Source organism: Salegentibacter sp., assembly GCF_041642575.1.
Lineage (GTDB): Bacteria > Bacteroidota > Bacteroidia > Flavobacteriales > Flavobacteriaceae > Salegentibacter.
This window is the reverse complement of the sequence record NZ_JBEPWD010000088.1, coordinates 1-3,953: the sequence shown is the minus strand read 5'-3', so window position 1 is coordinate 3,953 and position 3,953 is coordinate 1. Positions and strand designations below refer to the sequence as shown.

Here is a 3,953-nt window from a genome sequence, read left to right as displayed (position 1 = left end):
CACGGAATCAATGATCTTATAACCGATCCAGGCTTTGGTTTTGCTAAAACCAAAACCCAAAATTTTGAGCTTTTTAAAAATCTGGAACTCTTTCAAAACCTGGACCTACCATTTCTAGTGGGCATCTCCCGAAAGTCAATGATCTATAAAAGTTTGAATACAAGTCCGCAGGAAGCTTTGAATGGCACTACGGTTTTAAACAGCCTGGCATTACAAAAAGGAGCTTCTATTCTAAGGGTTCACGACGTGAAAGAGGCGGCGGAATGCGTAAAATTATACTCCCTGGTGGATTAATACTTGTTTATTTTCTATTTTTACACAAAAGCCCTTCAATTTGGATATTCTAAATCTGCGCATTCTTGATATTGTAGATATCGTTCTTGTCGCGCTACTGCTCTATAATCTTTACAAGCTCATAAAGGGAACGGTCGCGGTAAACATTTTTATTGGTATAGTGATCGTTTTGCTCTTTGGAATGGTTACTCAGTTGCTTCAAATGGAGCTTTTAAGCAGTGTGCTGGGTGAATTCATCGGGTTGGGGATGTTCGCTCTAATAGTTGTTTTTCAGCAGGAGATCCGGAAATTTCTTTTAATGATAGGCTCTACGAATTTCACACAAAGAGGAAAATTTTTTAAGAATCTGCGTTTTATCAAAGATGATCTTGAAACCAGCACCAATATTGAAGCCATTGTAAATGCCTGTGAAAGTATGGGGCGAACTTATACCGGGGCTTTAATGGTCATCCAGAAAAGCACCAACCTCGATTTTGTAAAGAATTCAGGAGATGATATGAATATTGAACTCAACCAACCCATTATAGAATCGATTTTTTACAAGAATTCACCACTGCACGATGGCGCCATGGTAATCGAGGATAATAAAATCACCGCAACAAGAGTGATATTGCCTGTTTCGAACGACAGATCTATCCCATTGCGTTTTGGTTTACGACATAGAGCAGCGGTAGGTATAACCGAAAAAACCGACGCTCTTGCATTAGTGGTTAGTGAGGAAACAGGCCAGATATCTTACTTAAAAGATGGGGAATTCGTGATGTTCGAGAACACTAAAGAACTTATTGCAAAATTAAAGGAAGACCTTAGTTAGCCCAGCGGTTCCTCGGCCATAAACTGCACCTCATAAAGATTTCGATAGTATCCGCTTTCTTTCTGAAGCAACTGAGTATGCGTTCCAATCTCTACTATTTTACCCTCATCCATCACAATGATCTTATCGGCCTTTTTAATGGTAGCCAGGCGGTGTGCGATCACTATGGATGTTCGACCTTCGGTTATCTTATCGGTAGCTTCCTGGATAAGGAGTTCGCTATAAGTATCAACTGAAGAAGTGGCCTCATCTAAAACCAATATACTTGGATTACTCATATATGCGCGAAGGAAAGAGATCAATTGACGCTGTCCTGAAGACAACATAATTCCCCTCTCTTTAACATTGTAGTGGTACCCCCCGGGTAGTGTATTGATAAATTCATGAATCCCGATTTGTTTTGCAGCGATTATTACGTCTTCTTCTGTAATTTCAGGATCATTCAGGGTAATATTATTCAAGATGGTATCGGCAAAAAGAAATACATTCTGAAGAACCACGGCTATTTGCGAGCGAAGGGATTTTAGTTTAATGTCCCGGATATCGGTTCCATCCACCAGGATCTGTCCGCTGTTTATCTCGTAAAATCTATTCAGCAGATTTATTATCGTTGATTTTCCGGCACCTGTGGCTCCTACAATAGCAACGGTTTCTCCGGGTTCAGCTTTAAAAGAAACTCCTTTCAGCACTTCCTCATCTTCGACATAACTAAACCGAACATTTTTAAATTCGATTTCGCCTTTGAGGTGAGATATTTCAATTTTACCATCATCTTTTATCGATGACTCAGTATCTAATATTCCGAAGACGCGATTAGCTGCAACCATTCCCATTTGCAGGGTATTAAATTTATCGGCGATCTGCCGCAGCGGCCTGAACAGCATTTGGGAAAGTTCAATAAAAGCAACTATAATACCCAAGGTAATCACATCTCCTTCAACGGCCCTCAGTCCACCAAACCATATAATAAGACCAATGGTAATGGAGGTAGCCATTTCAGCAATAGGAAAGAAAATAGAGTTATACCAAACGGTTTTGACCCATGCATTTCGGTGTTTATCGTTGATTTCTTTAAAGTTCTCATATTCGGCTTTTTCACGGGTAAAAAGCTGTACGATCTTCATCCCTGTAATGCGTTCCTGAACAAAGGTATTCAGGTTTGCCACCTCGGTACGCACTTCTTCAAAAGCCACCTTCATCTTCTGTTGAAAAACCCTGGTGGCATACATGATTATTGGAAGAACCGTTAGCACCAGCAAAGTTAACTGCCAGCTTTGGTAAAACATGAAGGCCACAACCACCAGCATTTTGAGAATATCACTAATGATCATAAAAAGACCCTGGCTAAAAATACTGGCAATGGTTTCGATATCGCTCACTGCCCTGGTTACCAATCGACCTACAGCAGATTTATCATAGTAAGCCATTTTAAACCTCAGCATATGCCTGAACAGGTTTACCCGGAGATCACGAACTACCTCTTGTCCCAGCCAGTTAGCGTAATAAATAAAAAGGAACTGAAAGATCACCTCCAGGACAAGTATCCCGGCCATAAGAGACACAAATAACACCAGGTTATCATATTCTGCCGGCATAATGGCATCATCGATGGTAACCCGAAGTAAATAGGGTCTTAACACTGCAAAGAAAGAAAGCAATATGGCAGCAACCCCTACAAAATAAAATGTTAGTTTATATGGGTTTGTGTATTTAAGCAGGCGCTTAAATAGATCAAAATCGAATGCATTTCCAGATTTAGACGCCATTTACTCTATTGCAATATTTGGATAAATAACCTTCGTGAGATAAAGACCTTTCGCCGGAACCGAGGTCCCGGCCCTGCTCCTGTCTTCACTCCTTATTATTTTATGTAAATTCTCAACCGTCGTTTTCCCAAGGCCAATTTCAATAAGACTACCTACAATTGCGCGAACCATATTCCGAAGAAATCTGTCTGCAGTGATGCGGAATTTCAAAACATCTCCTTCCTTCTCCCACCGGGCCTGTTCAATTTTGCAATTATAGGTTTTTACATCGGTTCTGGACTTTGAAAAACACTTAAAGTTAGTATAAGTTTTCAAGATCTCTGCAGCTTCGTTCATTTTATCGATGTCCAGATTTTTTTTGATGAAATGAGCGCGATCCATTAAAAAAGGGTCCTTTTTATTAATAATCAAATACTCATAGCTTCTGCTTAAAGCATCAAAACGGGCATGAGCCTGAGGTTTCACCGCAAATACATTATTTATAGCGATATCCTGAGGCAGCATCGAATTGAGTTTAAACTGAACCTGTTCAGTATCTATATTTTCCAGGGTATCAAAATGAGCAAAGATCTGTTTTGCATGAACTCCAGCATCGGTCCTGCCAGCCCCGGTGATTTCAACTGTTTGCTGAAACAGTCTTCCTAGCGCAGTTTCAAGCTTTTCCTGAACTGAAACTGCGTCAGGTTGATTTTGCCAACCATGATAATTCTCTCCAAAATATGCCAGTTCTATGAAATACCTCAAGTTATGCGATTATTTTTCTATATTTTCGAACTGCAAAGATACAGCAAAAATCAGAAGCTGAAATCAACTCCAACCATGGATTCACTGAGTTAAAACCTGAAGAAATAATTGTGAAAAAAATTCTGCTTTTAAGCGACACCCATACTTATATTGATGAAAGAATCCTGCATTATGCAGCCCAGGCCGATGAAATCTGGCATGCAGGAGATATTGGAAATCTAAGCGTAACCGATGCCTTACAGAAATTGAAACCTGTAAAAGCTGTATATGGAAATATTGATGGTGCCGAGATAAGACGGGAATTCCCACTCCATCAGCGTTTCATGTGTGAAGGA

Annotated in this window: 5 protein-coding genes; 3 read left to right on the top strand and 2 right to left on the bottom strand. The window is 40.0% G+C overall.

The window, feature by feature from the left end; translation table 11 throughout:
• Both ACESK1_RS10915 and cdaA read left to right on the top strand, forming a co-directional pair.
• On the top strand, positions 1-294 hold a 294-nt coding region (locus tag ACESK1_RS10915; RefSeq protein ID WP_372920214.1), incomplete at its 5' end, for a dihydropteroate synthase.
• Positions 295-334: 40 nt separating this feature from the next.
• Positions 335-1,108, top strand: coding sequence for a diadenylate cyclase CdaA (cdaA, locus tag ACESK1_RS10910; protein ID WP_372920213.1), 774 nt, complete (start codon positions 335-337; stop codon positions 1,106-1,108).
• Here the strand turns inward: cdaA and ACESK1_RS10905 are convergent.
• Together ACESK1_RS10905 and truA are read right to left on the bottom strand one after the other, a co-directional pair.
• The gene (locus ACESK1_RS10905) at positions 1,105-2,874 is read right to left on the bottom strand and encodes an ABC transporter ATP-binding protein (protein ID WP_372920212.1); all 1,770 of its coding nucleotides are present in this window, start codon (positions 2,872-2,874) and stop codon (positions 1,105-1,107) included. The genes cdaA and ACESK1_RS10905 overlap by 4 nt on opposite strands.
• Complete coding sequence (gene truA, locus ACESK1_RS10900) at positions 2,875-3,618, bottom strand: tRNA pseudouridine(38-40) synthase TruA (RefSeq protein WP_372920211.1); 744 nt, start codon at positions 3,616-3,618, stop codon at positions 2,875-2,877.
• A gap of 110 nt (positions 3,619-3,728) precedes the next feature.
• On the opposite strand from truA, the gene ACESK1_RS10895 reads away from it, so the two are divergent.
• Positions 3,729-3,953, top strand: a 225-nt coding sequence (locus ACESK1_RS10895; RefSeq protein ID WP_372920210.1) for a metallophosphoesterase family protein, incomplete at its 3' end; no start/stop codon positions are given.

Coding starts and splice junctions, on each gene's coding strand:
- ACESK1_RS10905 (WP_372920212.1), bottom strand. CDS start 2,874: ATGGCGTCTAAATCTGGAAATGCATTCGATTTTGATCTATTTAAGCGC.